Here is a 26,442-nt window from a genome sequence, read left to right as displayed (position 1 = left end):
GGATTTCCTAGAGATATTTTGAGGGGTTACTTTTCAAGTGATAAATAGAGTGGTACCGCAGAGTTTTTGACTTTGTCTCTAATTAATAGAGATAAGGTCTTTTTTTATAAAAATTATATAATTAATATTAAAAAATAATTAGGGGGCAAAAAAATGAGTAGTTATAGTTTGTTTTTACCAAGTTATAGTATAGGGAGTGATGTTTACAGAGGAATTCCTAAAATTTGTGAAGCTTATGGAAGGAAGGCTGTAGTAGTTGGGGGCAAAACAGCAATAGCAAAAGCTAAGAAAGAACTTTTAGATGGGCTTAAAGGTTCAAATATAGAAATAGTAGATTTTGTATGGTTTGGGGGAGATTCTTCATATGAAAATGTAGAGATGCTTAAGAAAAATCCGATAGTTAGAGATGCTGATATGGTATTTGCGGTTGGTGGAGGAAGAAGTATTGATACAAGCAAAACAATGTGTGATCAAACAGGACAATCACTATTTGTATTTCCGACAATAGCTTCAAATTGCGCTGCAATAACAGAAACAACCGTAATTTATGATTCTAATCATGTATTTAAAGAATTATATTTTACAAAAAAATCAGCAACACATTGCTTTATTAATACTAAAATAATAGCAGAAGCACCAAGTAATTTTATATGGGCAGGTATAGGAGATGCATTATCAAAAGAATATGAATGTACATTTTCTTCAAGAGGTGATGAACTTGATCATACTAATCTTTTAGGCGTAGATATAAGCCGTAATTGCGTTGAACCACTTTTGAGATATGGTAAAAGAGCTTATGAAGATGTTAAAATTAATAAAGTATCAAATGAGGTAGAACAAATAATTCTTAATATAATAATTACTACAGGACTTGTATCTGTTCTTGTGAAAAATGATTACAATAGTTGTCTTGCTCATTCAGTGTATTATGGATGTACTACATTACAAAATATAGAAAAAAATCATTTGCATGGTGAAATAGTTTCTTATGGTGTTTTGGTTATGCTAACATGTGATAAGCAATTTAAAGAACGTGACAGGGTTTATAAGTTTAATAAGAGCATTGGACTTCCAACATGTTTAGATGATATTGAGGTGAAAGAAGGAGATATTGATAAAGTACTTGATAAGATAATGGAAACAAGTGATATAAGGCATGTACCTTATGAAATAACAAGAAAAATGATTTATAATGCAATAATGGATTTAGAAAAAACAATAGTATAAGAATATTTGCATTATTTGGAATAAAACGCTATTACTCCTGATGGATATAAAGTGGACAATAGAGGGATTTGGATTTAATAAAGAGCAGCTATATTATTAAATGAAATTTAGAAAAAAATATTTTAAATTAAAGTTCTAAACTTTGCTTAAATTTGAGTAAAGTTTAGAACTTTTTTTATTTCTGTAGAATATTTAAAAATATAAGATTTTTTGATTTTTTAATAAAGGTGTTTAAGGCTCAAAAAAATATATTATTGTAAATATGAAATTAGGTATTCACAAAGTCCCCAAAAGATTAAAAGGATACCTGAAAATACGTAAAAATTTTTACCTATCCAATTTGAAAAAGAAAATTTTGTTATAAAATTTCCAATCAAAATCATTAATATACTTATTATGAAACTAAAAAATATACTCAAAGGTATGCTTATATTAAGAAGTCCTGCAATTAAACCTAATAATATATTTGTTTTTGAAAGAAAAATAGATAATGATAAGGTATCTTTAAAACTTATATGGCTAGAATTAGCAAATGGTGATATGTTTCCCTCTTTCAATAGCAAACCAAATCTTGAGTTGTCTTCTACATAGTAAGATGTATCTTCATTACGACTTTTCTTTTTTAGTCTTATATGTTCAACAAAAAAGTAAGTCCCTATAAATATTAAAAGTATGCATCCAAATGGAATTACTATTTCTTTTAATAAAAGTTTACTAATTAATTCTCCAATACCCATAGAAATAAATGTTGCAAATGTTGTAATAATTGAAATAATTAAAATTTGTGCTTTTTGTATAGATATTTTTTTTAAGCTACAAAAACTTGAAACTCTAAAAGTATCTAAATGTGATGAAAGTGATAATAATAATGGAGAAAAAATATTCATAGATTACCTCAAAAAGATTGATTTAATAATAATATATTCAAAAGTTTTAAAAATGACAAAAAGTAACACTAATAGTATAACTGAAGAGGTTGTTGATAACTTTATAAAAAATGAATAAAATAATTAACGATATATATAGAAAATACAATAAATATTTTACAAATAGTTAAAAAAGTGGTAATATAACTTTAAGTTTTAATAATATAAAGAGGTGTTTTAGATGGGGTTAAGAAAGTAGACAAAAAAATTATTTTTATTGTGAAGTTATATGGTGTTGTTGAGGGACTGTTTCTCATTAGAAAGTAGCAATAAGTAGTAATCTTAAAAACTTATTTTATTTTGGGGAGATGATTTAATGTTAAATTATAAAAAATATAGAAGATTTGAAACAGTTAAATTAAAAGAAAGACAATGGCCAAATAACCTAATTGAAAAGGCACCTATTTGGTGTAGTGTTGATTTAAGAGATGGCAACCAAGCTCTTATAAATCCAATGACAGTAGATGAAAAAATAGAGATGTTTAAACTTATTGTAAAATTAGGATTTAAAGAGATAGAAGTTGGATTTCCATCAGCATCACAAATAGAATATGACTTTTTACGAAGATTAGTTGATGAAAAACATGTTCCGGATGATGTGATATTACAAGTTTTAACACAAGCTAGGCCACATTTAATAAGAAAAACTTTTGAAGCAATAAAAGGTTTGAAAAAGGCTGTTGTTCACATATATAATTCTACATCAGTACTTCAAAGAGATGTAGTATTTAATATGAGTAAAGAGGAAATTAAACAAATAGCTATAGAAGGAACCAAATTAGTAAAAGAATATAAAAAAGACTTTGATGGAGAGATACTTTTAGAGTATTCACCAGAAAGTTTTACAGGAACTGAAGTTGATTATGCATTAGAAATATGTGATGCTGTTGCTGATGTATGGGAAGCAAGTGAGGATAATAAGATAATTATAAATCTTCCATCCACTGTGCAAATGGACACTCCTAATATATATGCAGATCAAATAGAGTGGATGTGCAGAAATTTTAAAGATAGAGATAGAATAATCTTAAGCGTACACCCTCATAATGATAGGGGTACAGGCGTTGCAGATGCAGAATTAGCACTTTTAGCAGGAGCTGATAGAGTGGAAGGAACTTTATTTGGAAATGGTGAAAGAACAGGAAATGTTGATATTTTAAATATTGCATATAATATGTTTTCTCATGGGATAAACCCTAACTTAAATTTAGAGAATGTTAATGATATAATTGATATCTATGAAAGATGTGTAAAAATACCAATACATGTAAGACATCCATATGCAGGAAAACTAGTATTTACAGCATTCTCAGGTTCACATCAAGATGCTATAAATAAGGGGATGAAAAAGTATCAAGAAAGAAACAATGGCATATGGGAAGTACCGTATTTACCAATTGATCCAGGTGACTTAGGAAGAGAATACGAAGCATTAGTTAGAATAAATAGTCAATCTGGTAAAGGTGGAGTTGCATTTATTATGGACCATTGTTTTGGATTTAAACTTCCAAAGACAATGCATAAAGAATTTGCATGTGTTATACAGAAGTTGTCTGAAAAGATAGGAGAAATTTCTCCAGATGAAATAATGAAGCAATTTGAAAAAGAATACTTAGATATTGATGAACCATTTAAATTGATTAATTATACAATCACAGATATAAATAATGGAGATTCTAAAGCTGATACTAAAGTTAAGGTTTTATTAAAACATAAAGGTACGAATTTAGAACTTGAAGGCTTAGGAAATGGACCTATAGATTCATTAAAAAAAGCATTGGTTTCAAGTAATTTAATAGATACAAAGATTATAGATTATACAGAACATGCTTTAAGTACAGGATCTGAAGCAAAAGCTGCGTCATATGTTTATATGGAAAGAATCGATATAGATAAAAAGACTTTTGGCGTTGGTGTAGATAGCAATATCACAAGAGCTTCAATTAAAGCAATATTTAGTGCTATAAATAGACTATATTCAAAAAAATAATAGTAGGATATTTTTTTATATGTGTTGATATATTCATATATCAAAACTCTGATAAAACATAATCTAATAATAAAATAACTTTTAATAAACCTGAAAGAATATCAAATGGAATCTTTCAGGTTTATTTATGATAAAATTTAATATTGAATATAAATGTAAATGATTAAGAAATCTGAATTAGAACTTTGAAACGCATATTGAGATATTGAGTCGAATTATAAAATGATTTACTATATTTTTTTATAATTTCATGTTATTATTTAAATATACATATTTTAGGATGTGTTATTTAAAATAAATAATAATTATGGTGGTGAAAAATGAATAGCATTATCGATCTTAAAGATATTATAAATGTTGAAGCTTTCCAAAATATTCAGGATGACATTGCAAAAGCTACAGGAATTGCTATTATAACTACTGATTATAAAGGTAAACCTATTACAACACATAGTTGCTGTTCGGAATTTTGCAATATTATACGTAAAGATAAAAAGCAAGTAGAACTATGTGAAAGATGTGATTCAAGAGGTGGAATTGAAGCTACAAGGACAGGAAAGCCATACATATATATTTGTCATAAAGGAATAGTAGACTTTGCAGTACCTATTATAGTTAAAGGTCAGTATTTAGGAGCTATAATGGCAGGACAAGTCCTGATAAATAAAGAAGAAGAAAAAGACTTAGAAGCTGTTGCAAATGTTAATTTTGATTTGGGAGAAAGTGAGGAACTTATATGTGCATATAATAATCTTACAACTATTTCATTAGAGAAGATTAAACACATTTCTCAAATGATGTTGCATTTATCAAATTATTTAGTTGAAGAAGGAATACATAAATTAACTACAAAAAAATTAAATGAAAGCAATAACAAGATTGTAAAATCAGAAATTAATCAATTAAAATTACAAAATGAGTTAGAGAAGTTTAGATTAAAATCATTAACATCTCAAATAAATCCTAATTTTGTATTTGATATAATGAATAATATATATTCATTATCATTAATAGAAGATGCAGAAAAGACAAGTAATCTTACATATAAATTTACTGAATTTATAAGAAATACTTTTTATAAATCAAATAAAATAGTTACATTAAAAGAAGAATTAGAATATTGTTTAGAGTACTTAAATTTACAGAAGATTAGATTTGGTAATAGATTAAATTTTGATATTAATTTAAGTATTGAAGAGGATTTCAAACTTCCATTTATGAGCATTTATCCTTTTGTTGAAAACGTTGTAACACACGGGATAAAGCATAAAGAAAATGGAGGAAGTATAAATATATCTGTATTGGAAGAAGAGGAATCTATAATAATTTCAATAGTAGATGATGGAGTAGGGATATCAAAAGAAAAATTAAAAGTTATAAATTTAGGAGAAAAAAACACAAGTTATTCATTAAGTGGAATATCAGTTGCAAAACAACGAATAAAAAATTTCTATAAGTATGATTATTGTATAGATATAGAGAGTGATTTAGGGATAGGAACTAAAGTTACAATAAGCTTACCAATTGATGAAAGGTAGGTAGTTATATATGTGTAATGTTATTTTAGTAGATGATGAGTGTATAGAGTTAGAAGCACTTAAAAAAGTAATAAATAAAATTAATATTAAAATAAACATCGTAGGAACTGCAAATAATGGTAAAAAAGCAATAGAACTTGATAAAGAACTTAAACCAGATGTAATAATTATAGATAATGATATGCCAGGAATAAATGGTATTGAAGCTTCAAAATTTATAAAAGAAAGAGATAAAGAAAAAATTATAATATTGCTAATGGAGTATTATAATTTAAATAATAAAAAAATAAATTCTGATATTGATGATTACATATTAAAACCAATAAGTTCAGAAAAATTAGCTAAAGTATTAAATAAACATATTATGAATTTAAAAACAAATGAGAATAAATTAATAGGAAAAGAGTTGCTACTTTTAGATAAAATAATTTCTAATGAAGAAAAAGATACTGTGGAGTTACTTGATAATTTATTGTATGGATATAAACTTTTAAGTAATGGTGATATTAAGCTATATAAAGATAAGTGTAGAATTTTATTGAATAAAATGATTAATATCTTCATTAAGATTAGGAATAAGAATAAAGTGAATTCAAATATTAATTTATATAGCGATAAGATAGAAAAGATTCATAATATAACGAAAATAAATGCTGTTATGAATGAATGTTTGGAGTTTATATGTAAAGATAATTCTGATGATATAATTAGAGAAAAGTTAATTGGAAACAAGGATATAAGTAAAGTTTTAAATCCAGTATTAACTTATATAAGTGAAAATTATACTGAAAAAATAACTCTAGAAAGTGCGGCTAATTCTTGTAACTTGAGTATATTTTATTTTAGTAAACTATTTAAAAAAGATATAGGTATGAAGTTTATTGATTATATAAACTTATATAAAATAGAAAAATCTAAGGAATTACTAGAAAATACAGATATGTCTATAATAAATATAGCTGTAACTTTAGGTCATGATGAATCGGGATATTTTTCTAAAGTTTTTAAACGGGTAGTTGGCATAACCCCTTCAGCATATAGAAATAATAATAAAAATAATTTATAAAGATATCTAAGGATGATAAAAAATCATCCTTAGATATCTTTATATTTTTGTCATGTTTTAAAAGAGAGGACTTGAAGAGATATTATTTTTAGTGATTATAGTATAGATAGTAAATAATAATAGAAATATTTAGTCAATGTGTGTGTAATTTATCACTATGTAATAATAGAAAATTAGTGTAAATTTAAAAATTAAGAGTTTAAAAAACGTAATAATGCATAAAAACGTTATTATAAGACAAAAAAATACTGTTTAATAAAAAAGAAAGATAGAAATAACAAAAAAGTACAAATAGTAAGCAATAAAGTTTGTTAAAAATTTATCAATAAAATGATAAGGTTAAATCAAGAAAAAGAGAATTTGATTGGAGGAATTTAAAATGATAAGTAAGGGATTTAGTACTCAAACAGAAAGAATAAATATTTTAAAAGCTCAAATATTAAATGCGAAACCATGTGTTGAGTGTGAAAGAGCGATATTAATAACAGAATCTTTTAAGGCAACAGAAGGTGAACCCGCAGTATTAAGAAGGGCATTAGCTTTAAATAATATATTAAAAAATATTCCTGTGACAATTAGAGAAGAGGAACTTATAGTAGGTAGTTTAACTAAAGAGCCAAGATCTTCTCAAGTATTCCCTGAATTTTCAAATAAGTGGTTAAAAGATGAATTAGATAGAATTGATAAAAGAAATGGGGATGCGTTCCAAATTTCAGAAGAAAGTAAAGAAAAATTACAATCTGTATTTGAATATTGGGATGGAAAAACAACAAGTGAATTAGCAACTTCATATATGTCAGAAGAAACAATAAATGCAGTAAATGCAGATATTTTTACAGTAGGAAATTACTACTATAATGGAGTAGGTCATATTGCTGTAAGTTATGATAAAGTATTAAAAATTGGATTCAATGGAATTATAAAAGAAGCAAAGGATCAATTAGAAAAAAGCAGAAGTATAGATCCAAACTTTATAAAGACAGAGAAGTTCTTAAATAGTGTTATTGTTTCTTGTGAATCAGCAATAACATATGCAAATAGATATGCTGAAGAAGCTAAAGAACTTGCAAAAAATACAAATGATGCAAGAAGAAAAGCTGAACTTGAAAAAATCGCAGAAATTTGTACAAAGGTTCCAGCAGAGCCAGCAACATCTTTCTACGAAGCGTGTCAATCATTTTGGTTTGTTCATGCAATAATAAACACAGAATCTAATGGACACTCTATTTCACCAGCTAGATTTGACCAATACATGTATCCATATTATGCAAATGATAAAAATATAACAAAAGAATTTGCTCAAGAATTAATAGATTGTATATGGATAAAATTAAATGATATTAACAAAGTAAGAGATGAAATTTCAACTAAGCACTTTGGTGGATATCCAATGTATCAAAACTTAATTGCAGGAGGACAAACTCCAGAAGGAAAAGATGCAACAAATGAAATATCTTATATGTGTCTAGAAGCATCAGTACATGTTAAATTACCTCAACCATCTTTATCAGTAAGAATATGGAACAAAACTCCAGACGAATTCATGCTTAGAGCAGCAGAATTAACTAGAGAAGGATTAGGACTTCCTGCATACTACAATGATGAAGTTATTATTCCATCATTAGTTGCTAGAGGGCTTACATTAGAAGATGCAAGAGATTATGGAATTATTGGTTGTGTTGAACCACAAAAGCCAGGAAAGACAGAAGGATGGCATGATTCAGCATTCTTTAATCTTGCTAGAATAGTAGAATTAACTATAAATTCAGGAATGGACCATGGTAAACAAATAGGACCTAAAACTCAAAGTTTTGAAGAAATGACTTCTTTCGAAGAATTCATGACTGCTTACCAAAATCAAATGGAATACTTTGTAAGACATATGTGTACTGCAGATAACTGTATAGATATTGCACATGCAGAGAGAGCACCATTACCTTTCTTATCTTCAATGGTTGATGATTGCATTGGAAGAGGAAAGAGTCTTCAAGATGGAGGAGCAGAATATAACTTTAGTGGACCACAAGGTGTTGGAGTAGCTAATATTGGAGATGCACTAGTTGCAGTTAAAAAACTTGTTTTCGATGAAAACAAAATAACTCCTTCAGAATTAAAGAAAGTTTTAGCTGAAAACTTTAAGGATTCAGAACATATACAAGCATTACTTAAGAAAGCTCCTAAATTTGGAAATGATATTGATGAAGTTGATGATTTAGCTAGAGAAGGCGCATTAGTATATAGCAGAGAAGTTAATAAATATACAAATCCAAGAGGTGGTAAATTCCAACCAGGATTATATCCATCATCTATAAATGTATTCTTTGGAAGTTTAACAGGGGCTACTCCAGATGGTAGAAGCTGTGGACAGCCATTAGCAGATGGAGTTTCTCCATCAAGAGGATGCGATACTTCAGGACCTACTGCAGCTTGTAATTCAGTTGCTAAATTAGATCATTTTATAGCATCAAATGGAACATTATTTAATCAAAAATTCCATCCATCAGCATTAAAAGGTGATAATGGATTAATGAATTTAACAGCATTGATAAGAAGTTACTTTGATCAAAAAGGATTCCACGTTCAATTTAATGTAATAGATAAAGATATATTACTTGCAGCACAAAAAAATCCAGAAAACTATCAAGATTTAATTGTTAGAGTTGCAGGATATAGTGCACAATTTATATCTTTAGATGAGTCTATACAAAATGATATTATTGCAAGAACAGAACATGTTATGTAAAAAAAGTTTTTAGAGGAGGATATGAAAGTGATGAGTACAGACATAAAAGGAGTTATATTCAATATACAGAAATTTTCATTACATGATGGACCAGGAATAAGAACAATAGTGTTTTTTAAAGGGTGTCCAATGTCATGCTTATGGTGCAGCAATCCAGAATCACAAGATATTGCTCCTCAAATAATGTTTAATAAAAATTTATGTACTAAATGTGGAAGATGTGAATCACAATGTGAAAGTTTAGCTATTGATATGGATTCATCGTATAGAGTAAATGAAGATAAATGCACACAATGTGAAAAGTGCGTTGATAATTGCTTAAATGGAGCACTTATTCTTGAAGGAAAAGAATGTAGTACTGAAGAGATTATTAATGAATTAAAAAAAGATAGTGTTCATTATAGAAGATCAAATGGCGGAATAACATTATCTGGAGGAGAAGTATTACTTCAACCAGATTTTGCAGTAGAGTTATTAAAAAAATGTAAATCATATGGATGGCATACAGCTATTGAAACTGCAATGTATGTAAATAGCGAAGCAGTTAAAAAAGTTATTCCATATATAGATTTAGCTATGATTGATATAAAGAGCATGAATAGTGAAATACATAAAAAATTCACAGGTGTAGATAATGAGATTATTTTAAATAATATTAAATTAAGTGATGAAATAGCTAAGGAAATAATAATTAGAGTTCCAGTTATTGAAGGATTTAATGCAGACTTAGAAAGTATTAAGGAAATAGCGGAATTTTCAAAAACATTAAAAAAATTAAAGAGAATAGATCTTCTTCCATATCATAACTATGGAGAAAGTAAGTATGAAGCTATAGGAAAAGAGTATCTTCTTAGAGAACTACAAACCCCTAGTGACGAAAAAATGGAAGAGTTAAAGTCTCTAATTGAAGGCATGGGTATATGTTGTACAATAGGAGCTCAGTAATTTTTACATAAGAAATTTTAATGTAAACAAAAGAATTCTATTAAAAAAACAATATATTACTATATAGAAAAATAGCAAATTATAATTAAACAACAGATTACTAACATACAACAATAAAATTTATTAATATTAAAAGGATATTTTGATAGTATTAAAATGAAGAAAAATTAATGTTGAATCAAAGTTAATAAAATTAATTTTGATTAATAAAAGAATAATTAATGGAGAGTGAAACATAATGAGAATGTATGATTACTTAGTACCAAGTGTAAACTTTATGGGAGCAAACTCAGTGTCAGTAGTAGGTGAAAGATGTAAAATATTAGGCGGAAAGAAAGCTTTAATAGTTACAGATAGATTTTTAAGAGATATGGAAGGCGGCGCTGTTGAATTAACAGTTAAATATTTAACAGAAGCAGGAATAGAAGCTGTTTATTATGATGGTGTTGAACCTAATCCAAAAGATGTTAATGTTTTAGCTGGATTAGAAATATTCCAAAAAGAAAATTGTGATATGATTGTAACAGTAGGTGGCGGAAGTGCTCATGATTGTGGTAAAGGAATAGGTATTGCAGCAACACATGAAGGAGATCTTTATGACTATGCTGGAATAGAAACACTTTCTAATCCATTACCTCCAATTGTAGCAGTAAATACTACAGCAGGAACTGCTAGTGAAGTAACTCGTCATTGTGTTTTAACTAATACAAAGAAGAAAATAAAATTCGTTATAGTTAGTTGGAGAAACTTACCTTTAGTTTCTATAAATGATCCAATGCTTATGGTTAAAAAACCAGCAGGATTAACAGCAGCTACAGGAATGGATGCATTAACTCATGCTATCGAAGCTTATGTATCTAAAGATGCAAATCCAGTAACTGATGCATCTGCAATACAAGCTATTAAGTTAATATCACAAAACTTAAGACAAGCAGTAGCTTTAGGTGAAAACCTTGAAGCAAGAGAAAATATGGCTTATGGATCATTACTTGCAGGAATGGCGTTTAACAATGCTAATTTAGGATATGTACATGCTATGGCTCATCAATTAGGTGGATTATATGATATGCCGCATGGTGTTGCTAATGCTATGCTATTACCTCACGTTGAACGTTATAACATGATATCAAATCCTAAGAAGTTTGCTGATATAGCAGAATTTATGGGAGAAAATATTTCAGGTCTTTCAGTAATGGAAGCAGCAGAAAAAGCTATAGATGCTATGTTCAGACTTTCAAAAGATATTGGAATACCAACAAGCTTAAAAGAAAAAGGAATTAAAGAAGAAGATTTCGAATACATGGCAGAATTAGCATTACAAGACGGAAATGCATTCAGTAATCCAAGAAAAGGAAATCAACAAGATATAATAAATATATTCAAATCAGCTTACTAATTAAATAGAATATTTATATTTAGAGTAAAAATTTTTGAGAAAAGTTTAGAAAAAGAAGTTGATTACTAAAAAATCAACTTCTTTTTTGATTAATTTAATTTCAACTTCTTTAAATCATCTAAAGTAAGGATTCCCTTTATTGTAATGATTATGTTATTATCTTGTATTTTTATATCTTTAACCTTGATATTATTAATACTGCTTATAGAAAGAGTAATATCACCAGTATTTTTATCAAATTCTACAAATTCATTTGATTTTAATTTAGAAAAAATCAAATCTTTATTAATGTTAATGAAACCAACATTACCACTATCATAATGAAGAATACATTTGCCATTTTCAGCAGAAGCAGTAAATACTAAATGGCCCTCTAAAGGAATTCCATTGTATTTTAAATGAAAGATAAGATTAAGATTGTTTTCATTTATATCTACTTTTAATCCAGTTATTAAATTTGAGAGTTTATTATTACTTTTTTTAATTAAACCAATAAACATAGAACTTAAGTCTTCTTCAGAAAGTGTTAAAGAAGTCTCAAGGGATATTTCCTTAGAAGATAAATTTAAATCATTCCTTGATAGTTTATCTAGCAGATTTAAATCATTAAAATTAGATGAAGTATTAATATCTATGACTTCAGTTTTAGGGTAAAAGCCAATGTAATAAGTAGCACTTAAAGTTAAAAGAATTACTAGTATTATACTTAAAAATATACTAGTCTTTTTTGTTTTTGCCATAAGTTTAACCTCCCTTAGTAAATATTTTAATTATATGTTTTAAATTAGTATTTGTAAATTTAAATAGAAATTTAAAAAGTAAACTTTAACAGAAAATCGTTTTCAGATGTAAACAAGAAATTAAAATATAAATTATAGTAATAACAAGTTTGTAAGCATTATAATTTATAATATCACAATAAATAGTTTACCTTATTTAGAAGAAAAAATAAAAATATAGAATAATAATTAAATTTCTATTAATTTTTACAATTTTTAATAATATAGTCCCTTTTTAGAGTTTATTTGTTGTATTATTAAATGGTACAATTTACAAGGATGATTAAGGGGGAAACGTAAATGAAAAAGAAATTAATTGTAATAGGAACTGCAGTATTAATGACGATATGTAGTGGAAGTGTACAAGCATTTGCATATGATAATAATGCAAATACTAAAATAGAAATTTCTGAAGAAGAGAAATTTGAGCCTGAAAGAAATTGGCTTAACATGGAAGTGGCAGATGAGCTTAATAAGAAATTTAATGAACTTACAAAAGAAGATTTTTTAAAGATTAAGAAATTGGATTTGCATTACAAAAGATTAGAAGGGGAATTACCAGAAACAATAGGTTTAATGAAAAACTTAGAGTATTTAAATTTAAACTATTGTAAATTGACTAAAATTCCTGATAATATAACAGAATTAACTAAATTAACATATATAGATTTAGGTGACAATAAGTTTAGAGAATTACCAGAAAAATTTGAAGAAAAGATAATTAAAGGTGAATATCAATATGTTGATGTTGAAAGCAATGAAGTAAGATTAAAAGAAGGATTGCATTTTTTAAAGGGAAAGTGGACATACTTAGACAGACATGGTGATAGAGTTAAAGAAACTATAAAAGTTAATGGTAAAACATATAACTTTAATGAAGATGGTACATTAAAAATTGGTTGGCAAAAAGAATCAGAGAAGTGGTTTTATTATGACACTTCTGGAGAGTTAATAAAAAACACATGGAAAGTAATTAATGGCAAGAAGTATTACTTTAATGAAAATGGTGAAATGTTAACAGGATTTATAGAAGTGAATTCAAAAAAATATTATTTAAATTCTAACGGAGAAATGGCTACTGCTTGGACAAAAATAGATAATCAATATTATTATTTTGATAGTAGTGGAATAATGCTTAGCGGTTGGTTAGATGAAGGCAATAATAGGTATTATTTAGATCAAAATGGTATTATGGTATCTGGAAAAGAAATTACTATAGATGGTAAAAAATATAGATTTTATTCTAATGGAGCACTAATTAAAAATACATGGATTGATGATAATACATATGTTCAGCCTAATGGAGAAACTGTAAATACATCTAGTAATTATTCTCATTCTAATGTTCAACTTAATGCATTTAAGTATATGACAAATCCTAGTAATCAATTAAGCGTTCATAATAAAGCTGTAGAACTTCATGGAGGAGAGACAAGCAATAATTGCGTATATTTCTTATCAGAAGTTTTAAGAAGAAGTGGTGTTTGGTTACCAGAGCAAACTTGTAATACTTACGAATTAGAAGGATTATTAAAAGAAAAAGGATTTATAGCATCAAGTGATTTCACACAATTAAAACCAGGGGATATTTTATATACTAATGGTCATACTCATGTGTATTTATTTATGGGATGGAGAGATAATCAATATGCTTATATAGTAGATAATCAAAGAGATAAATTTGATAATGAAATATTCCATATAAGAAATGTATATAATGACGATTCAACATACTCTACTGATAGAGCAATATATTTCTATTATTATCCATACTAAAATTTTAGTTTTATTTTGGTAGAAAAGGAGAGAATTTTATGAATATTAATAAAGAATATATTTTAAAAACAGCAAAAGAAATATTAGAATTTAATAGTCCAACTGGATTTTGTTTTGACATAATGAAAAAGATTGAAGAAATTGCTAAAGGTTTTGGATATGAATTTGAAACAACAAGAAAAGGTTGTGGAATAATAACTGTAAAAGGTGAATCTAATAATGAAGTAATAGGATTATCAGCTCATGTAGATACTTTGGGCGCAATGGTTAGATCAATAACAAGTGATGGAAAATTAAAATTTACTTTGCTTGGAGGTCCAATAGTTCCAACGTTAGATGGAGAATATTGCATCATAAGAACTAGAGAAGGAAAGCTTTATAACGGTACATTTTTAAGCACAAGTCCTGCAGCTCATGTTTTTGAAGATAGCTCAAGCAAAACACGTGAACCTAAAAATATGGAAATAAGAATAGATGAGGTAGTAAAATCTAAAGAAGATGTTGAAAAGTTAGGAATTTGTGCAGGTGATTTTGTATTTATTGATCCTAAAACAACAATAACAGAAAGTGGATTTATAAAGTCAAGATTTATAGATGATAAAGGTAGTGTATCTTGTTTAATGGGATTACTTGAACTATTCAATAGAGAAAAGATAACTCCTAAATTTACAACTAAGATATTTATTTCAGTTTATGAGGAAGTTGGACATGGTTCATCATATATTCCCAAGGATATAACAGAAATGATAGCTGTAGATATGGGATGTATAGGTGATGATTTGAATTGCACAGAATATGATGTTTCAATATGTGCAAAGGATTCTGGCGGCCCCTACGATTATAATATAACAACAAATCTAGTTAATTTAGCTAAGGAAAACGACATAAATTATGCAGTAGATATTTATCCAATGTATGGATCAGATGTAGGAGCAGCACTTAAGGGCGGAAATGATATAAGAGGAGCCCTTATAGGACCAGGAGTTCATGCGTCACATGGAATGGAAAGAACTCATTATAATGCATTTGAGAATACAATAAAATTATTATATTTATATTTAACTAAGCAATAATTATATTTAAATGTAAAGCTGTTTCAAATTTTTTATTTAATTTGAAACAGCTTTTTTGATTTTTGAGAATAATCAATATGTTATATTTGGATGCTAAAAAAATCATATTTTTAATGTATCCGATTTAAAATCATATATATGATTTTTGAATTTATTTTTTATGATTATTAATAGACGTTGAAGAACGAATTATTAATTTAGGTTGAATTATTTGTTCTTTAACATATTCTTGGCTTTTGTTTTGTATCATAGAAATTAATTGCTCAATTGCAGCAGCACTTATTTCAGAAACGGATTGATGGATGGTAGTTAAAGATGGAAAATACTCTGATGCTTCTTCGATGTCATCAAATCCCATAATTGACAAATCTTCTGGAATTTTAATTCCGAGTTGTTGTGCACTGCTAATTGTTTGTAAAGCTAATTTATCAGTTGCACAAACAATAGCTGTAGGTGGACAAGATAGTTGTTGAATGTTTATTAGGTAATCTGTAATCATTGACTTTGTTTTTATTTTATTTTGCCATGTTTTTGGATTTGATGGAAGTTTCAATGCTTCAATTTCTTCTTTAAAATAATTGAATCTATGTCTAACTCCTAAAAGTTGATTGCCTATATAACCAATATTTTCATGATTTAATGTAATTAAATGGTTTAATGCCATTTTAATCCCTTCTTTTTCATCTGTACGAATGACAGGACTAATATAATTTTCAATATCACCCATTATAGCAACAAAAGGAACCCCTTGTTTTTTTATATTTTGTATAAATAAATCATTTTCAGAAAGATTATCAAGTATTATTAATCCATCAAATAAGTAATTTATCATAGCATTTAATTGTCGTTTGGCTGTTTCGTACTGATAATTAGTATGACCAATAAATAATTCTAAGTTTTTTTCATGTACATAATTTTGAACTTCTTTTACAATTTTAGATAACAACGGATCTGTAATATCTCTTACAATTACCCCTAATACACCTGTATTTTTTGTACGCAAAGCAGATGCAAAAGGGTTTTGTTGATATCCTAAAGAGTTTGCTATATCAAGTACTTTTGTTTTGGTCTTTTCACTAATTTTTATATTTCCATCTTTTTTGTTTAAAATTCGCGAAACAGTTGCAACAGAAACATTAGCAGCTTTAGCAACTTCACTAATAGTAACTTTTTTATTCATACATAATTGGCTCTCTTTCTATATATTAATATGTTAAATGTCTTAGGAGACAGTTTTAATATATAGTAACTATACCATTATTTTTTGTGAAATGCTAAAATTCTTTTTTATTGTTTATTTTAAAGGTAACCAATTTATGATTTTTTTAATTTGATAATCCCAGAAATTCCATTCATGTGAACCAGGTCCTTCAGAATAAATATAGTTAGGTAATTTATGTTTTATATTGTCGCGGAATTTAATATTATCTTCATATAAAAAATCTTCTGTGCCACAACATTGATAGACATTTAAATGAGAAAGAGCTTCTATATTTTCTTCTCTTATTAAATAATATAAATCATTTTTAGTACCTTCAATTTTATGGTTCCCATAAATTAAATCAAAATCTTTCATTTGTACATCTTTATTATTAGGGAAATTTTTAATATCAACTACACCAGAAAGGGAAGCGGTAGCTGAGAAAAAATTTGGATGATTGAAAGCCCATTTATAAGCTCCATATCCACCCATAGACAAACCAGCCACAAAATTATCTTCTCTTTGGCAAGATAATGGAAAGAAATGACGCATTTTTTTAGGCAATTCTATTGTTAAGAATGTCCAATAGCTACTTCCATAGCACATATCTGTATAAAAACTACGATGAACTTGTGGCATAACCACTGCAATACCACGTTCATTTGCATAACGTTCGATAGATGAGTGCCTAGTCCATGCACTAGCATCATCAGAAAGTCCGTGTAATAACCAAAGTGTTGGATATTTTTTTAGAATATCTACTTCGCCTACTTTCCCATCTTCTTTTTTTTGTTCTGGTATTATAACTATTGATGTAGTAGAAATCTCTAAAACATCTGAATAAAAATTACATGTAATTAATGCCATAAAAAACAACTCCTTTTAATTATTTAAAAAACACTTGTATTAATTTCTTTTATAGTTTATCATAAACATTATAAAAAGTAAACGTTATACGTTAAACGTTTGAGGAAAAAATAAAGGAGGATAATTATGAACAAAATTAAAAAGGAAAAGGGATCTACTATTTTTATTATCTTTATCTGTATAGCAGCTGCATTTGGTGGGCTATTATATGGATATGATTCAGCTGTTATTTCTGGGGCAATTGAATCGATTCAAGCTAAATTTCAATTTAGTAGTGCAATGGTTGGATTTGTGGTTTCAAGTATTTTAATAGGTGGAGCTATTGGAGTATTAATTTCTGGTTCTTTTAGTGATTGGATGGGTCGTAAAAAGGTACTAGCAATTTCAGCAATATTATTTGGGGTATCTTCAATTATTCAAGCTTTTGCACCTAATGTAATAATTATTATTTTAGCAAGATTAGTTGGGGGCTTAGGTATTGGAATGGCTTCTGTATTATCAGTTACATATATTTCTGAAGTTGCTCCTTCTCATATGAGAGGACGATTAGGTTCAATTTATCAATTTGCTTGTGCTATTGGGATTGTATCTGTTTACTTTATTAATGCGGCAATAATGAATGGTGCTGATCATATGTGGAAAATTAATGTAGGATGGCGTTTAATTTTAGGACTAGCTGGTGTTCCTGCAATATTATATCTTATTATTTTATTGCCAATACCAGAAAGTCCAAGATGGTTAATATTTAAAGGGAGAAGTGAAGAAGCTAAAACTATTTTAGAAAAAATTAATGGAAAAGTAGAAGCTAATAGAGAACTTATTAATATTGAAAATTCAATTAAAGTTAATAAAAGAAATTCATGGACTGATTTTAAATCTCCTGGAGTAAAGAAAGCACTTAGAGTAGGCATTATTTTAGCTGTATTGCAACAATTAGTGGGTATAAATGTTATTATTTACTATGCTCCACAAGTATTTAAAGCAGCTGGTGCAAATGGAGACATGGGAACTCTTACTATTTCTATGATAGGTATAGCAGCCTTTTCTGGTGTAGTTTGTTCTATGTGGCTTGTTGATAAGATTGGTCGTAAAAAACTTTTAATGATTGGTAGTTTAGGAATGGCTTGTATGCAAGGTCTTGTTGGTATTTCACTACATTTTAATTTAAATTTAGGAATATTAACAAGTATATTCATTGTATTATACTTATTTTTGTTTAATGTTTCTATGGGACCAGTTGTATGGGTTATTCTTGGTGAGATTTTTCCAAATCAAGTTCGAGGAAGAGCAATGTCTATTGCAACATTTTTTATGTGGGTAGCAAATTGGTTGATATCACAATTATTTCCAATTATTTTATCTAATTTTGGAGGTGGAATAACATTTAGTTTCTTTGGAATAATGTGCATTATTGCTTTCCTTTATACATGGGTAGCACTTCCAGAAACAAAAGACAAATCACTAGAAGAAATAGAACAAATTTGGGGATAAAATTAAAATATGTTTTTTAAAGAAATAGAATTTATATAGTATTTTAGATTCGAGAAATAAAGTTTTTGAGAAACATGATTATTTGTAAAAGATAGAAGGAATTTTACCATGTCTTATATAATAAAATTATATGAGAGGAGTGGTAAATTTGAAGGTGGTCAATAAAGAAAACAAATGCAATGCATGCCATAATATTGCATAATTTATGGTGAGAGGACAGCTACAATAAAAAGAGAGGGTATGCAAGCGCAAGAGGTAATAGCCATAGGTGAAACTATAGGAAGTAACGGAACAATAACTAATTATGAAGCAATTGTTAAATGTCCATTTTGTAATACAAAAAATAAATTTTCAATATAAAAACAATTAGAACTCTAGAAATAGGGTTCTAATTGTTTTTATATTTAACTTTTGAATATGTCTTAAATCTGTGTCTATATATGCAATAGGGAAAGTGGCATTGTAATTGGACTTTGAGAATCCTCAATGAGTATTGTCACATTTACTGCTTGTCTCAATTTTATATTGGGAGCAAGCTAAAATGGGACTATACTCATTTTTAGTATTCCTAAGTTTAATTACTCAGTCCACTTTGCTTATGCATATATCAACACACTGCTAAAACATAGTATCAATTTCAAATCCTTAAAGAACAAGATTCAAAACAATATTTCATATTATTAAATTTTAGTTTGATTTCATTTTTATAGAGACTATTTTTATCTATAAGAATTTTTGAATTTATAGAGTTATCAAGAAAATCTAAAGGAAAACAGGATGTATTTATTTTAAAATTTTTCATCTTTGCATAAAGTTCTAATTTTTGTTTTCTTTCATTTATTATAGAATCATAAAAATAAAAGTTTATAAATGCTCCTTTATTTAATAGCATGTCAGTAAAATTATTAGAAGTTATAATATCTATATTATTAAATGAAATATTTGATGATATTCCAAAGGGTATTGAGTTTTCTTTAAGTAAATCCATGTTAAACATAATTTTATCAAAAGTTCCGATTCCACGCTGATAATCTGTTTCATCCTTAAATCCATCAAGAGAAATTATAGGTATAACATTACAGGTTGAATATAATCTATTGCAAATTATAGGACTAAACATTTCTCCATTTGTAAAAGGTATAAATAATATATTAGGATATTTCTTATAAATATTAAATAAGAAGTCCATGGAGAAGGGCTCTTTAGCAATTATAAAAACATAATATATTTTATTTTCTTTGACTTTTGTTAAAATAGTGTCAACATCACTATATGTAAGCTGATTAATATTATTTTCAGGTGATAAATTTATAACAAAGAATGGGAAAGAGCTATGAGCACTGTTATCAAAAACATAATCGAAAAAATTTATAGTGAACTTTTTTAAAAAATTAGGATTTATGTTTAACAATATATTTTCAATGAAATTTTTAACTAAAGGAGTATCATTATAATAATTATAAGCACTTTTTATCTTTTTTTTATTTTCATTATCTTTTATAAGTTTAATAGATAAATTAAATAATTTATCCATATTTTTTGAAGGATTCTTTTCTAAAAGTGAACATACTTTTGAAATTACAATATTTTTAGTAGAATTTTTCATATATCCACTGAAATTCATATTTGCAACATCCCCTAAATTTTCTATTAATACATTTATAGATATATTTATAAAACTTTAAAATATGCTAACTTTAAAAAATATTTTTGACATATGCTTAGATTCTTATATAATAATTTAAGTACAATAAGATTTTGACTAAGTCTCAGATTAGATTTTATTTCTAATTTTGAGACTTTAAAATCGTTATATATTAAAAATATAATAAATGTTTAAATTTATAGTTAAAATTAAAAAAGGAGGGAGATTAATGTGGAAAAAAGAATTGATCTAACAGAAGGTAAGATTGTATCCAAACTTGTAAAACTGGCTTTGCCTATTATGGGAACTTCTTTTATACAAATGGCATACAATATGACGGATATGATATGGATAGGAAAAGTAGGAAGTAAAGCTGTTGCTGGAGTTGGAACGGCAGGGTTTTATAGTTGGCTTGCCATGGCCTTTATTATGATTTCAAAAACAGGAGCAGAGATAAAAGTTGCACAAAAGATGGGAGAGCATAATTTAAGGAAAGTAAAGTCGTACATAGTAAGTGCTATTCAAATAAATGTAGTACTTTCAATTTTATATACATTAATTTTATTAATATTTAGCGATAAACTTATAGGATTCTTTAACTTAGGTGATACAGAAGTAATTTCAATGTCTAAAACATACTTGGTCATTGTAGCAATGGGAATGATATTTTATTTTATAAATCCAGTGTTTACTGCAATATTCAATGGTGCTGGAAGCAGTAAAACACCATTTGTAATAAATACTATAGGACTTGCATTTAACATGGTTTTTGATCCAGTTTTAATATTAGGAATAGGACCATTTCCAAAGATGGGGGTAGCAGGAGCGGCTATTGCAACAGTAATTGCTCAAGTAATAGTAAGTTTAAGTTTCATATTTGTTATGATTAAAGGTAAAGAAGAGTATTTAAAGGTAAATGTATTTACAAGACCTAGAATGGATTATATAAAGGTGCTTTGTAATATAGGATTACCTGGAGGAATACAAAATGGATTATTTACTATATTCTCTATGTGTATAGGAAGAATAATAGCAGTATTTGGACCCGTACCCATAGCTGTTCAAAAAGTAGGTTCACAAATAGAAGCTATATCATGGATGACAGCAGGTGGGTTTTCTACTGCACTTGGAACTTTTGTTGGACAAAATTACGGAAGTAAAAGGTATAATAGAATAAATAAGGGTGTAAAAGTTACTATGGTTATGGCTGTGATTATAGGAATACTTGCTTCTCTTTTATTAATACTAGGAGGAGAATATGTATTTTCATTTTTCTTAAATGATCCAGAAGCAGTTGAGCAAGGTACTGTATATTTAAGAATACTAGGTTATTCACAATTATTTATGTGTATAGAGATTACAATAACAGGTGCATTTAATGGACTTGGACGTACATACATACCATCAATCATAGGAATATTACTAACAGGGGCTAGAGTACCAGCTTCATATTTTTTATGCAATCCAAATGTGCTTGGCTTAGACGGAATATGGTGGAGCATAAGTATAAGTAGTATTTTAAAAGGAACAGTATTATTAACTATATATCTATATTTATTAAGGAAAAGAAAATTGTATAGAGAAGAAATACTAGTTTAAAGTGATAGTAAAAAGTTGCGGAAAAAATCTATATTAGAATTTTAAAACATATATTTTTAGAAAGTGTTATTCACTTATTCTGTTACTATGTTTTAAATTTATGTCTATATATGCAATAGGAAAAGTGGCATTATAATTGGACTTTGAGAATACTTAATGAGTATTGTCCCATTTACTGCTTGTCTCAATTTTATATTGGGAGCAAGCTAAAATGGGACTATACTCATTTTTAGTATTCCTAAGTACAATTATTCAGTCCAGCTTTGCTTATGCATAGATAAACACCATACTAAAACATAGCATTATTATACTATTTCATAATGAACTTTAATTTTTCTTCTAGCTCTAGATTCATCATAAGTGTATTTTAATCCAGATTTAAATATAGTATTTTTTCTTTTAAGAGTAGGGATTTTTTCAAGTGGAAAACACCCAAAATCTCTAAGAATAAATTTAACCATACGTCCAATCATTTGTTTAAACATATCTTCAGGCATTCCAGCTTCAAAAAAATCTTCAATTTCTGGAATTACACCTTCAAGAGCAGGTCTATTAGATTTAGCTGCTTCAATCATATTATAAATACTCTTGGCTTCACATAAAAAATAAAATATTTTAGGTGTAAGATAAAAAGGTTCATATTTTATATACATCCTGTGTTCTGGATGATTAAAAAAATCATCTACATCATACATATAATCACTCCCTAATTGTATTAAATCAAACGTTAGTGTAACATACCTTAATTAAAAATAACATAATTTTAGAATTTTATCAATAATTATTAATAGAAAGAAAAAATATTTAAAATTAAGTAATATTTACATTGATTTAATTATAAATAAATATATAGGAGTATAAGGAGGGGTAAAATTTATGGTAAGTAAAATAGATATATTTTCAGGATTTTTAGGAGCCGGTAAAACAATGCTTATTAAAAGTTTGTTAGCTAACAAGGTTTATGATGAAAATACAGTAATAATAGAAAATGAATTTGGTGAAGTTGGAATAGATGGAACTATATTAAAGGAAAGAAATATAGAAATAAAAGAAATAAATTCAGGATGTATTTGTTGCCAAGTAACAGGTGATTTTATAGAATCTGTGTTAGAAATAATAGAAAAATATAATCCTAAAAATATTATAATTGAACCTTCAGGTGTAGCAAAATTAAGTGAAATATTAAATCTTTTAAATAAAGATGAATATAAAGAAAAATTTTCAATAAATAGAGTAATTACAGTAATAGATGCGCAAAGGTATGACATGTATTTAAATAATTTTGATGAATTTTATAAGGACCAAATAAAAAAAGCAAAAGTTTTGGTTTTTAGTAGAACAGAGTTAATAGGCAAAGAAGAACTAAAAAAAGTAATTAGCTCTATTAGGAAGATAAATAGTACTGCAAAAATAGTAAGTAAATCTTTGTTAGATAGGGATATAAAAGAAATAAATAAAATAGTAGGGGTTGATGACAAAGCATTATACAACAAGAATGAATTTATAATAAATAAAATAGCTAAACATGCTTCTTTTAGAAAAGAACATAATCATTCTGCAAAAGATGTTTTTGAAAGTTATCCTATAGATTTGAATAATAAAATTAGTGAAGAAGAATTAGAAAGTAAATTTAAAATAATAGAACAAAACAAAGAATATGGAAATGTAATAAGAGCAAAAGGAATTGTTGAAGTTATAAATGGTGGATATTATCAATTTGATTATGTACCAAATGAATTTCAAGGAAGAAAAATAAAATGGGCTAATAAAAAAGTTATTTCTATAATAGGAAGTAATTTAAATAAAAAAGAACTGATTCGTTTATTTAGTTAAGGTGGGATATTAAAATGAAAATTCAAGTTGAAATAGTTACAGGATTTTTAGGAGCCGGGAAAACAAGTTTTATAAATTCTTTGATAAAAGAAAGTTATGTAAAAGGTGAAAAAATAATAGTAATACAATTAGAAAATGGAGAAAACAAAATATCTGACGAAGTTTTAGATTATGGTTTAGTAACAATTTATAAACAAAGTGATTTAAAGAAACTAAGCGAAGATATGATTGGTTTAATAAGAGAGTATTCTCCTAATAGAATAATAATTGAATTTAATGGAACTTACAATTTAGAAGATTTATTTAAAATAATAGATAAAAAGATATATAAAAATAACATTAGTTTAGATAGGATATATTTTATTGGTGATACTAAAAGTTTAAGATCATATGTGCAAAATATGGGTAACTTTTTAGTTCCATTTATTGAACTTTCAAATTTAATGATTTTGAATAATACTAAGAATTGTAATAAAGAAGATATAGAAAGTACTAAAAATATGTTAAAAAATATAAATCCATCAGCATATATATTGGAATCAGAAAATAAAGGGGGATTTAATTCATTGCTTAGAGAAAGTCAAATATTAGATAATACTTTTTTTAAAAAGATAAAAGTTAAGATAAATAATTCCACAAAACATTTAAGGAGAAAAGAGAGTGAAAAATAAAAAAAATAGAAATTTTTTAATAATATCATTTATCATATTTTTAATTATTATAGGATTATATAAATTAGATATGTATGATAAAAATATAATGGAAAAATTTTTTAGTACATTTATAGACATAATGATGGATTCAACTCCTTTTATTGTTTTAGGAGCGATAATTTCAGGTGTGATGCAAATATATATATCAAATGAAACTATACGTAAGTGTATTCCTAAAAATAATATTGTAGGATATTTTGGTGCAGCATTAATAGGTCTTATATTTCCAATATGTGAATGTGCAATAATTCCTATAACAAGAGCCTTAATTAAAAAAGGAGTGCCTCTTGGATTTGCAATGACATTTATGATGGCTGTGCCTTTAATAAATCCAATTGTAATAATGTCAACATATACAGCGTTTAATGATAACATATCTATGGTAATAGCAAGAACGGTGGGCGGATTTGTTGGAGCAATTCTTATAGGAGTTATAATGACCTTGCTTCAAGGCAGAAGACAATATTTATTGATGGACAGATTAATAGACAATAAATCATATTGTAATTGCGGATGTAATGATAATGGAATGATGAAATGTGATGGAAATAAGTTTAAATTACTTTTAGAGCATTCTATAAAAGAATTTTTAGATATTATGAAGTACCTTATAATTGGAGCATTTTTGGCAACTGCATTTCAAGTATTGGTTCCAACCAGTATATTTGATAATATATCAAATGGAAAGATGCTATCTATAATATTTATGATGTTGCTTTCATTTCTATTATCTTTATGTTCGGAAGTTGATGCGTTTATTGGTAAAAATTTATTAAATCAATATCCTTTTTGTAGTGTAGTAGCCTTTTTAATATTTGGGGCTATGTTAGACATGAAAAATCTAATTATGTTATTTGGAACATTTAGAAAGGAATTTGTAATAAAGTTATCTATTACAATAGTATCAGTTGTTATATTGGTTTCAAGCGTATTTTTATTGGCAGGATTATAACAATAATAGAAGTTAATCAAGATAAGTTGAGGGGGAAAGGGTAGAGTTAAAAAATATGGCTGTTTTCATATGAATTTAATGAAAACAGCCACTTTAATCTTTTACTCAACTAAAGTTTTTAAGGTAATATCTTTCTTAGTTATATGATCAAAAATCCAACCATATAAAAAGTTAATTAATGTTTGTAATTCATCGTAGTTTTCTTTATAAAAATTAGATACATTAATATCTAAGATTTGCTTCTTAAATGCTTTATGATCAGCAATATGATCTGCTAGATAAGCATAATGTACCATGCCAAAGTACATTTCTTCATAATAGAAATGATAAGTTACATAATTTCGAAAATCACATACAATTTTAATTGCATCATCTACTTTATAAATTACATTTGGAGTTGCAAGTAGGATTTCTAAATCTCTACATAGTTTAAATAAATATTTGTGTTGTTCATCTATAGTCTCAATGCCAATATTATAGCTATCGTCCCATTTTATCATTTGTACCCCTCTTTATTCGATAATATATATAATAATTTATATATTTATATTATTATATAATAAAAATATAAAAAGTTTCAAATTGAATATGTATAAATATACATGAAATACCTCTAAAATAGAACGAATTTTATAATAAACATAAAATATCGGATATAAGCATAAATATTACACCTATTATC

Annotated in this window: 21 protein-coding genes and 1 other annotated feature (1 of these 22 only partly in view); of the genes, 14 read left to right on the top strand and 7 right to left on the bottom strand. The window is 26.9% G+C overall.

The genetic code is table 11. The annotated features are described in order from the left end of the window. Positions 1-83 (top strand) — a binding site (T-box leader) (it extends 175 nt beyond the left edge of the window). Between the two features lie 70 nt (positions 84-153). Beyond that, positions 154-1,227 (top strand): iron-containing alcohol dehydrogenase family protein, encoded by a 1,074-nt coding sequence (locus NG901_RS05800; protein ID WP_252212801.1) that lies wholly within the window; start codon positions 154-156, stop codon positions 1,225-1,227. Between the two features lie 251 nt (positions 1,228-1,478). Here NG901_RS05800 and NG901_RS05795 read toward each other — a convergent pair whose 3' ends face one another. Beyond that, complete coding sequence (locus NG901_RS05795; RefSeq protein WP_252212800.1) at positions 1,479-2,114, bottom strand: MntP/YtaF family protein; 636 nt, start codon at positions 2,112-2,114, stop codon at positions 1,479-1,481. Positions 2,115-2,469: 355 nt separating this feature from the next. On the opposite strand from NG901_RS05795, the gene leuA reads away from it, so the two are divergent. From leuA to NG901_RS05765, 6 genes are all read left to right on the top strand, one after another. Next, positions 2,470-4,143 (top strand): 2-isopropylmalate synthase, encoded by a 1,674-nt coding sequence (leuA, locus tag NG901_RS05790; RefSeq protein ID WP_252212799.1) that lies wholly within the window; start codon positions 2,470-2,472, stop codon positions 4,141-4,143. A gap of 320 nt (positions 4,144-4,463) precedes the next feature. Then, on the top strand, positions 4,464-5,681 hold the full coding sequence (locus NG901_RS05785) for a PocR ligand-binding domain-containing protein (RefSeq protein WP_252212798.1): 1,218 nt from the start codon (positions 4,464-4,466) through the stop codon (positions 5,679-5,681). Positions 5,682-5,691: 10 nt separating this feature from the next. Beyond that, positions 5,692-6,747: a response regulator transcription factor gene (locus NG901_RS05780; RefSeq protein WP_252212797.1), complete on the top strand. Its 1,056-nt coding sequence runs from the start codon at positions 5,692-5,694 to the stop codon at positions 6,745-6,747. Between the two features lie 379 nt (positions 6,748-7,126). Further along, on the top strand, positions 7,127-9,490 hold the full coding sequence (dhaB1, locus tag NG901_RS05775; RefSeq protein ID WP_252212796.1) for a glycyl radical glycerol dehydratase DhaB1: 2,364 nt from the start codon (positions 7,127-7,129) through the stop codon (positions 9,488-9,490). A 30-nt stretch (positions 9,491-9,520) separates the two neighbouring features. Continuing rightward, a complete protein-coding gene (gene dhaB2, locus NG901_RS05770) occupies positions 9,521-10,435 on the top strand; it encodes a glycerol dehydratase activator DhaB2 (RefSeq protein WP_252213057.1) in 915 nt (304 codons plus the stop codon). Positions 10,436-10,673: 238 nt separating this feature from the next. Then, a complete protein-coding gene (locus NG901_RS05765) occupies positions 10,674-11,831 on the top strand; it encodes an iron-containing alcohol dehydrogenase (protein WP_252212795.1) in 1,158 nt (385 codons plus the stop codon). An 89-nt stretch (positions 11,832-11,920) separates the two neighbouring features. Here the strand turns inward: NG901_RS05765 and NG901_RS05760 are convergent, their stop codons facing one another. Beyond that, entirely contained in the window at positions 11,921-12,571 is a 651-nt protein-coding gene (locus tag NG901_RS05760) for a hypothetical protein (RefSeq protein ID WP_252212794.1), read from the bottom strand. Between the two features lie 339 nt (positions 12,572-12,910). Between NG901_RS05760 and NG901_RS05755 the strand changes: the two genes are divergently transcribed. Beyond that, positions 12,911-14,386, top strand: coding sequence for a leucine-rich repeat domain-containing protein (locus NG901_RS05755; RefSeq protein WP_252212793.1), 1,476 nt, complete (start codon positions 12,911-12,913; stop codon positions 14,384-14,386). Between the two features lie 38 nt (positions 14,387-14,424). After that, positions 14,425-15,459, top strand: a complete 1,035-nt coding sequence (locus tag NG901_RS05750) for a M42 family metallopeptidase (RefSeq protein ID WP_252212792.1) — start codon at positions 14,425-14,427, stop codon at positions 15,457-15,459. A gap of 151 nt (positions 15,460-15,610) precedes the next feature. Here NG901_RS05750 and NG901_RS05745 read toward each other — a convergent pair whose 3' ends face one another. Both NG901_RS05745 and NG901_RS05740 read right to left on the bottom strand, forming a co-directional pair. Next, positions 15,611-16,639, bottom strand: coding sequence for a LacI family DNA-binding transcriptional regulator (locus NG901_RS05745; RefSeq protein WP_252212791.1), 1,029 nt, complete (start codon positions 16,637-16,639; stop codon positions 15,611-15,613). Positions 16,640-16,753: 114 nt separating this feature from the next. Continuing rightward, entirely contained in the window at positions 16,754-17,527 is a 774-nt protein-coding gene (locus NG901_RS05740; protein WP_252212790.1) for an alpha/beta hydrolase, read from the bottom strand. Positions 17,528-17,653: 126 nt separating this feature from the next. Here NG901_RS05740 and NG901_RS05735 point away from each other — a divergent pair, with 126 nt between their 5' ends. Further along, positions 17,654-19,018, top strand: a complete 1,365-nt coding sequence (locus NG901_RS05735) for a sugar porter family MFS transporter (RefSeq protein ID WP_252212789.1) — start codon at positions 17,654-17,656, stop codon at positions 19,016-19,018. 637 nt (positions 19,019-19,655) lie between these two features. On the opposite strand, the gene NG901_RS05730 is transcribed toward NG901_RS05735, so the two are convergent. Beyond that, entirely contained in the window at positions 19,656-20,642 is a 987-nt protein-coding gene (locus NG901_RS05730; RefSeq protein ID WP_252212788.1) for a radical SAM protein, read from the bottom strand. Positions 20,643-20,894: 252 nt separating this feature from the next. Between NG901_RS05730 and NG901_RS05725 the strand changes: the two genes are divergently transcribed. After that, positions 20,895-22,262, top strand: coding sequence for an MATE family efflux transporter (locus NG901_RS05725; RefSeq protein ID WP_252212787.1), 1,368 nt, complete (start codon positions 20,895-20,897; stop codon positions 22,260-22,262). 305 nt (positions 22,263-22,567) lie between these two features. On the opposite strand, the gene NG901_RS05720 is transcribed toward NG901_RS05725, so the two are convergent. Continuing rightward, positions 22,568-22,957, bottom strand: a complete 390-nt coding sequence (locus tag NG901_RS05720; RefSeq protein ID WP_003371490.1) for a hypothetical protein — start codon at positions 22,955-22,957, stop codon at positions 22,568-22,570. Positions 22,958-23,138: 181 nt separating this feature from the next. On the opposite strand from NG901_RS05720, the gene NG901_RS05715 reads away from it, so the two are divergent. The 3 genes from NG901_RS05715 to NG901_RS05705 are packed head-to-tail and all read left to right on the top strand — an operon-like array spanning position 23,139 to position 25,760. Beyond that, entirely contained in the window at positions 23,139-24,095 is a 957-nt protein-coding gene (locus NG901_RS05715; RefSeq protein ID WP_252212786.1) for a CobW family GTP-binding protein, read from the top strand. 14 nt (positions 24,096-24,109) lie between these two features. Further along, a complete protein-coding gene (locus NG901_RS05710) occupies positions 24,110-24,766 on the top strand; it encodes a GTP-binding protein (protein ID WP_252212785.1) in 657 nt (218 codons plus the stop codon). After that, complete coding sequence (locus NG901_RS05705; RefSeq protein WP_252212784.1) at positions 24,756-25,760, top strand: permease; 1,005 nt, start codon at positions 24,756-24,758, stop codon at positions 25,758-25,760. Before NG901_RS05710 ends, NG901_RS05705 begins: the two co-directional genes overlap by 11 nt. A 101-nt stretch (positions 25,761-25,861) precedes the next feature. Here NG901_RS05705 and NG901_RS05700 read toward each other — a convergent pair whose 3' ends face one another. After that, positions 25,862-26,260 (bottom strand): bacteriohemerythrin, encoded by a 399-nt coding sequence (locus NG901_RS05700; RefSeq protein ID WP_252212783.1) that lies wholly within the window; start codon positions 26,258-26,260, stop codon positions 25,862-25,864. Positions 26,261-26,442 lie beyond the last annotated feature (182 nt).

Origin of the sequence: Clostridium sp. CMCC3677 (assembly GCF_023845585.1) — a bacterium.
In the GTDB taxonomy this organism is placed as follows: domain Bacteria; phylum Bacillota; class Clostridia; order Clostridiales; family Clostridiaceae; genus Clostridium; species Clostridium aquiflavi.
The sequence above is the reverse complement of the archived record's forward strand: the minus strand, read 5'-3'. Positions and strand labels throughout refer to the sequence as shown.

Bases quoted from the DNA above. Each gene is read 5' to 3' on its own strand.
- NG901_RS05740 (WP_252212790.1), bottom strand. From the start codon at position 17,527: ATGGCATTAATTACATGTAATTTTTATTCAGATGTTTTAGAGATTTCT.
- NG901_RS05800 (WP_252212801.1), top strand. From the start codon at position 154: ATGAGTAGTTATAGTTTGTTTTTACCAAGTTATAGTATAGGGAGTGAT.
- NG901_RS05760 (WP_252212794.1), bottom strand. From the start codon at position 12,571: ATGGCAAAAACAAAAAAGACTAGTATATTTTTAAGTATAATACTAGTA.
- dhaB1 (WP_252212796.1), top strand. From the start codon at position 7,127: ATGATAAGTAAGGGATTTAGTACTCAAACAGAAAGAATAAATATTTTA.
- NG901_RS05700 (WP_252212783.1), bottom strand. From the start codon at position 26,260: ATGATAAAATGGGACGATAGCTATAATATTGGCATTGAGACTATAGAT.
- NG901_RS05785 (WP_252212798.1), top strand. From the start codon at position 4,464: ATGAATAGCATTATCGATCTTAAAGATATTATAAATGTTGAAGCTTTC.
- NG901_RS05730 (WP_252212788.1), bottom strand. From the start codon at position 20,642: ATGAATTTCAGTGGATATATGAAAAATTCTACTAAAAATATTGTAATT.
- NG901_RS05710 (WP_252212785.1), top strand. From the start codon at position 24,110: ATGAAAATTCAAGTTGAAATAGTTACAGGATTTTTAGGAGCCGGGAAA.
- leuA (WP_252212799.1), top strand. From the start codon at position 2,470: ATGTTAAATTATAAAAAATATAGAAGATTTGAAACAGTTAAATTAAAA.
- NG901_RS05780 (WP_252212797.1), top strand. From the start codon at position 5,692: ATGTGTAATGTTATTTTAGTAGATGATGAGTGTATAGAGTTAGAAGCA.
- NG901_RS05755 (WP_252212793.1), top strand. From the start codon at position 12,911: ATGAAAAAGAAATTAATTGTAATAGGAACTGCAGTATTAATGACGATA.
- NG901_RS05750 (WP_252212792.1), top strand. From the start codon at position 14,425: ATGAATATTAATAAAGAATATATTTTAAAAACAGCAAAAGAAATATTA.
- NG901_RS05745 (WP_252212791.1), bottom strand. From the start codon at position 16,639: ATGAATAAAAAAGTTACTATTAGTGAAGTTGCTAAAGCTGCTAATGTT.
- dhaB2 (WP_252213057.1), top strand. From the start codon at position 9,521: ATGAGTACAGACATAAAAGGAGTTATATTCAATATACAGAAATTTTCA.
- NG901_RS05735 (WP_252212789.1), top strand. From the start codon at position 17,654: ATGAACAAAATTAAAAAGGAAAAGGGATCTACTATTTTTATTATCTTT.
- NG901_RS05795 (WP_252212800.1), bottom strand. From the start codon at position 2,114: ATGAATATTTTTTCTCCATTATTATTATCACTTTCATCACATTTAGAT.
- NG901_RS05765 (WP_252212795.1), top strand. From the start codon at position 10,674: ATGAGAATGTATGATTACTTAGTACCAAGTGTAAACTTTATGGGAGCA.
- NG901_RS05720 (WP_003371490.1), bottom strand. From the start codon at position 22,957: ATGTATGATGTAGATGATTTTTTTAATCATCCAGAACACAGGATGTAT.
- NG901_RS05715 (WP_252212786.1), top strand. From the start codon at position 23,139: ATGGTAAGTAAAATAGATATATTTTCAGGATTTTTAGGAGCCGGTAAA.